General features: G+C 70.2%; 5 protein-coding genes. 2 read left to right on the forward strand and 3 right to left on the reverse strand.

Translation table 11 applies throughout. The features are described from left to right. Nucleotides 1-90 precede the first annotated feature (90 nt). From AAHZ94_RS27615 to AAHZ94_RS27625, 3 genes are read right to left on the reverse strand one after another with little or no spacing between them, the layout of a single operon-like run. Entirely contained in the window at nt 91-744 is a 654-nt protein-coding gene (locus AAHZ94_RS27615; protein ID WP_349996183.1) for a vitamin K epoxide reductase family protein, read from the reverse strand. Between the two features lie 60 nt (nt 745-804). Continuing rightward, complete coding sequence (hisS, locus tag AAHZ94_RS27620; RefSeq protein WP_349996185.1) at nt 805-2,067, reverse strand: histidine--tRNA ligase; 1,263 nt, start codon at nt 2,065-2,067, stop codon at nt 805-807. Between the two features lie 11 nt (nt 2,068-2,078). After that, nucleotides 2,079-2,789, reverse strand: a complete 711-nt coding sequence (locus AAHZ94_RS27625; protein WP_349996187.1) for an MBL fold metallo-hydrolase — start codon at nt 2,787-2,789, stop codon at nt 2,079-2,081. Nucleotides 2,790-3,069: 280 nt separating this feature from the next. Between AAHZ94_RS27625 and AAHZ94_RS27630 the strand changes: the two genes are divergently transcribed. Both AAHZ94_RS27630 and AAHZ94_RS27635 read left to right on the forward strand, forming a co-directional pair. Continuing rightward, a complete protein-coding gene (locus tag AAHZ94_RS27630) occupies nt 3,070-3,897 on the forward strand; it encodes a peptidylprolyl isomerase (protein WP_349996189.1) in 828 nt (275 codons plus the stop codon). Between the two features lie 296 nt (nt 3,898-4,193). Further along, nucleotides 4,194-5,423, forward strand: a complete 1,230-nt coding sequence (locus AAHZ94_RS27635) for a DUF349 domain-containing protein (RefSeq protein ID WP_349996191.1) — start codon at nt 4,194-4,196, stop codon at nt 5,421-5,423. The last annotated feature ends 127 nt before the right edge of the window (nt 5,424-5,550 follow it).

A 5,550-nucleotide genomic window follows, 5' to 3' on the forward strand; every position in this document is an offset into this window, starting at 1 on the left:
CCCCTTTTTTTTTTCCATCCTCATGCAGACATCCTATATAGGAGTCCGTGTCGTGGGCTGGTAGTTGTGTATAATCGACATCCCATGGGCTCAGGCCCAGAGCTGACTCTTCCACTTGGTGAGGATCAGCATCACGATGACGCCCATCCACAGCACCGGCACCACCCAGTGGAACTCAAGCAGGCCGCGCCGCAGCCCCTCGGGCAGGGGCAGGAAGCGGTGCTTGATGTTGAACCCGGTGACGTAGCAGAACATCACGATGGTGGCCGCCCAGGCCAGGCAGCACCACAGGCACAGCGCGCCGATCTCGTACAGCGACTGGTACTGGAGCCAGGTGCAGAAGCCGACGCCGAACAGGCAGCCCGCGTTGAACGTCAGCCAGTACCAGCGCGGGAAGCGGGCGCCGACCAGCAGGCCCACGCCGACGCAGATGACGATGCCGTACGCGACCAGGCCCATCATCGGGTTCGGGAAGCCGAACGCCTCGGCCTGGTCGCTCTCCATGATGTTGCCGCAGGAGACGATCGGATTGATGCTGCAACCCGGGGTGAACGTCTTCCCCTCAGCCTCGGCCTCAAGGATGTGGTTCTTGTCGATCGTGATGACCCAGGCGGCGAGCAGACCTGCGGCGCCGGCGAGGATGAGCAACCAGGCGAAGATCCGGCCGCCACCGACGGCGCCGTCGGTGGAGGTGTGCTCCGCGTCCCCGTCCGTGGCAGAACGGTGAAGTGCCGAAGTTGTCATAGCGCCATTCGTCTCGTCAGTCGGACATAGCCCGGTCATTGTGCACCAGGCACCTGTGAATCAACTCCGCCTCGCGCGGAGTTCCTCCACCACGGCGTCCAGGGCAACAGGTGTTTGATCCCCGCTCTCCAGATCCTTCACCTGGACGACGCCCTCGGCGAGGTCGCGTTCCCCGGCGACGAGCGCGAAGCGCGCACCGGAGCGGTTCGCCGACTTCATGGCGTTCTTCAGGCCCTTGCCGCCGAAGGCGTAGTCGGTGGCGATGCCGGCCCGCCGCAACTCCGTGACCAGGCCGAACAGCACGTCCCTGGCCGCTTCGCCGAGCGGCACCGCATACACCTCGGTCGCGGCGGGCAGCGTCAGTTCGATGCCCTCGGCACGCAGCGCCAGCACCGTACGATCCACACCGAGCGCCCAGCCGACGGACGGCAGCGCGGGGCCGCCGATCATCTCGGACAGGCCGTCGTACCGCCCGCCGCCGCCCACCGCGGACTGCGAGCCGAGCCCGTCGTGGATGAACTCGAACGTGGTACGGGTGTAGTAGTCCAGGCCGCGCACCAGGTTCTCGTCGTCCTCGAAGGCGACGCCGGCGGCAGTCAGCAACTGCCGCACGCGCTCGTGGTACTCCGTGCACGCCTCGCACAGGTGGTCACGGAGCGTGGGCGCGCCGACGAGCTGCTTGCGGACCGCCTCGCGCTTGTCGTCGAGCACCCGCAGCGGGTTGATCTCGATGCGGCGCCGGGTCTCCTCGTCGAGGTCGAGCCCGCGCAGGAAGCCCTGGAGCACCTCGCGGTAGGCGGGCCGGCAGACGCGGTCGCCCAGCGAGTTGAGCAGCAGCCGGAAGTTGCGCAGCCCCAGCGAGCGGTAGGCGTCCACCGCCAGGATGATCAACTCGGCGTCCAGCGCCGGGTCCTCGGCGCCGATCGCCTCGGCACCGATCTGCGAGAAGTGCCGGTAGCGGCCGGCCTGCGGGCGCTCGTAGCGGTAGTACGAGCCCGAGTACCAGAGCTTGACCGGCAGGTTGCCGACCTTGTGCAGGTTGCGCTCCAAGGTGGCGCGCAGCACGGAGGCGGTGCCCTCGGGGCGCAGCGCGAGTTCGGTGCCGCCCTTGGTGGAGAGGGTGTACATCTCCTTGGACACGATGTCGGTGGACTCACCGACACCGCGCGAGAAGAGCTCGACGTGCTCGAAGCCGGGGGTCTCGATGTAGCCGTACCCGGCGCGGCGCAGCGGGGCCGCGAGCGCGTCGCGGACCGCGAGGAAGGTCGCGGAGTCCGGCGGGATCAGGTCGTACGTGCCCTTGGGGGCGGTGAAGGCGTTCACGGGATGATTCGTCACATTCCTCGTCGCGGGGCGGTCGGGCCGCCTCCGAGGCCGGCGGCCACCTGCCGCAGGTACGGATTGGTGGCGCGCTCCTGGCCGATGCTGGTCTGGGGTCCGTGCCCGGACAGCACCACGGTCGAGTCGTCGAGCGGCAGGCACACGCGGGCCAGCGACTCCAGGATCTCGCCGTGGTCACCACCGGGCAGATCGGTGCGTCCGATGGAGCCGGCGAAGAGCAGGTCGCCCGAGAAGAACACCGGCGGGACGTCGGCGGATTCGGGGAGCCTGAAGGTCACCGACCCCTTGGTATGGCCGGGCGCATGCGCGACGGACAGTTCGAGACCGGCCAGGTGCAGGGCCGCGCCGTCGGAGAGCTCCTTGACGTCATCGGGCTCGCCGACGGTCAGCTCTCCCATCAGCGGCATCCCGATGGAGCGGCCGATGGCCTTCTCCGGATCGCTCATCATGTAGCGGTCGGCCGGATGGATCCAGGCCGGCACGTCGTGCGCACCACAGACCGGGACCACCGAGGCGACGTGGTCGATGTGGCCGTGGGTGAGGACGACGGCGACCGGCTTGAGCCGGTGCTTGGCGACGGTCTCCGCGACGCCCTGGGCGGCCTGGTGGCCCGGGTCGATGATCACGCACTCCTCGCCGGCGGCGGGGGCGACCAGGTAGCAGTTGGTCCCCCAGGCCCCGGCGGGGAACCCAGCAATGAGCACGATCGTCCTTCAGGTGGTCCGGCGGTCGGCGCGGTGGCCGCGGCGCCGGGGCGGAAAGTCGGCGTGCGAAGAGCCTACCTGCGGCGCACGGCACACAGCCAACCGCTATACGGTACGGCCAGGCGCCGGCACGACCGGGCGCGCGGGGCCCGGCCGGCACCGCCGACGAACGGCCGGCGCGGCCCCCCTGCGATCGGCAGCGGCTCCGTCCGCGCCCTCGCACACACACGGCAGACGCTGCACGGCAATGGTGCAGCGTGACAGTTGAGGAGAAGACCCGGTGGTCACTCAGGAGCAGCGGCGACGGCAGCTCGCCCGCGAGAAGCTGGAGCGTCAGCAGCAGCGCAGGGCCGCCGCCAGGACGAAGGCGCAGAAGCGCAACGTGTTGATCGCGGGCGGGCTGGTGCTCGCGCTGATCGCCGGGCTCATGGTGGCGCTGGCCGGCCTCTTCGACTCCGACGACGACAAGAAGGACGAGGCCGAACGCCCCAAGGACCCGTGCGCCCAGCCGGCCGCCGGCGAACCCTCGGGGCAGACCTGGAAGAAGGAGCCGAAGGTCACCATCGACAAGTCGGCGGCCTACAGCATGAAGCTGGCGACCACCTGTGGCGACCTCACCATCGGCCTCGATGCGAAGAACGCCCCGCACACGGTGAACTCCTTCAACTTCCTGGCCGGCAAGGGGTACTTCGACCACACCAGGTGCCACCGGCTGACCAACCAGGGCATCTACGTGCTCCAGTGCGGCGACCCCAAGGGCGACGGCACCGGCACCCCCGGCTACACCATCCCGGACGAGAACCTCAAGGACCCGAAGCTCAAGGGGAACGTGTACCCGGCCGGCACCATCGCCATGGCCAACCGGTACAACCCGCAGCCGGCCAAGGGCGAGAGCAAGAACGAGAACAGCGGCGGCAGCCAGTTCTTCATCGTCTACCAGGACAGCGAGCTCCCCCCGTACTACACGCCCTTCGGCCAGCTCACCGGCGGCCAGGACGCCCTGAAGAAGATCACCGAGGCGGGGGCCACGGCGCCCGACCCGCAGACCGGGAACACCGCGCCGATCGCCACCGTGGTGATCAACAAGGCGACCGTCACCCGGTCTTGACGCCGGCTCCGAGCACCGGGCGGGCGTAGGGGGCGGCCACTCACCGCGGCCCCGTACGCCCGCCCGGTGCGTACTGGCGCGCGTACTGCGAAATTTCGGTCGCGCTGGATACGGACAGCCGGGCCACCGGTCGCCTATGTTTGCGTCTGTAGGGTGCCTGCTCCGACGGCTGCCGCCCTGCCGAATCGGAACCCCAGCAGCTCGTCGGTCCGGCCCGGCGCTGCCAGGTCGGGAGTAAACCGTGGACGATGCCCGCGGGCCGCGCGCCCGCGCCGGCATCATGTGGAGGAGGCGCTGTGAGCAGCGACCCGTGGGGCCGCGTCGACGAGACGGGGACCGTGTACGTGCGTACGGCCGACGGCGAGCAGGTCGTCGGCTCCTGGCAGGCCGGTTCCCCCGAGGAAGCACTGGCCTACTTCGAGCGCAAGTACGAGGGCCTGGTTGTGGAGATCGGCCTCCTCGAACATCGGGTCAAGACCACCGACCTGTCGGCGAAGGACGCCACGACCGCCGTCGACCACCTGCGCCAGCAGGTCGACGAGCACCACGCCGTCGGCGACCTGGACGCGCTGCGCAAGCGCCTCGACGCGCTCGTGCAGACGGTCGACGCGCGCCGCGAGGAGCGCAAGGCGGCCAAGGCCCGACAGTCCGACGAGGCCCGTAAGGCCAAGGAAGCGCTGGTGACCGAGGCCGAGGAGCTGGCCGCCAGTGAGCAGTGGCGGTCGGCGGGCGAGCGGCTGCGTTCGCTGGTGGACACGTGGAAGGGGCTGCCGCGCCTTGACCGCAAGACGGACGACGAGCTGTGGCACCGCTTCTCGCACGCCCGCTCGGCGTTCTCCAAGCGGCGCAAGGCCCACTTCGCCTCGCTGGACGCGCAGCGCGAGGACGCCCGCAAGGCGAAGGAGAAGCTGGTCGCGGAGGCCGAGTCGCTGTCGAAGTCGACCGACTGGGGCCCCACCGCCGCCCGGTACCGCGAGCTGATGACGGACTGGAAGGCGGCCGGGCGTGCGCAGCGGGAGGCCGAGGAGGACCTGTGGAACAGGTTCCGCGGCGCCCAGGACGTCTTCTTCCAGGCGCGCGGTGAGGTGTTCGCGGAGCGCGACGCCGAGCAGCAGGAGAACCTGACGCGCAAGGAAGAGCTGGTCGTCGAGGCGGAGAAGCTGCTGCCTGTCACCGATCTGAAGGCGGCGCGGGCGGCGTTCCGGTCGATCAACGAGCGCTGGGAGGCCATCGGTCACGTGCCGCGGGACGCCCGGCCGAAGATCGAGGGCCGGATGCACGCCGTGGAGCGGGCCATCCAGGACAGCGAAGAGTCGGAGTGGCGGCGGACCAACCCGGAGGCGCGGGCCCGTGCCGCGGGGCTGACCGGCCAGCTCCAGGCGGCCGTGGACAAGCTCCAGGAGCAGGTCGACAAGGCCAGGGCCGCGGGCAACGACGCCAAGGCGGACAAGCTCACCAAGGAGCTCGAAGGCCGCCAGGCCCTGCTGGACCAGGCGCTGAAGGGGCTCCAGGAGTTCGGCGGCTGAGTTTCCTTCCGGCCGCTGGCCCGGCGGGTCCGCCCCCGGCCGCTGGTTCGGGCGCACCCCCCGGGCCCCCGCCCCCCGTGGGGGGGGGGGGCCGCCGCGGGGGGGGGGGGCGCGGGGCGTGAAAAAA

It is taken from the genome of Streptomyces sp. HSW2009, from assembly GCF_040240285.1.
GTDB lineage: Bacteria > Actinomycetota > Actinomycetes > Streptomycetales > Streptomycetaceae > Streptomyces.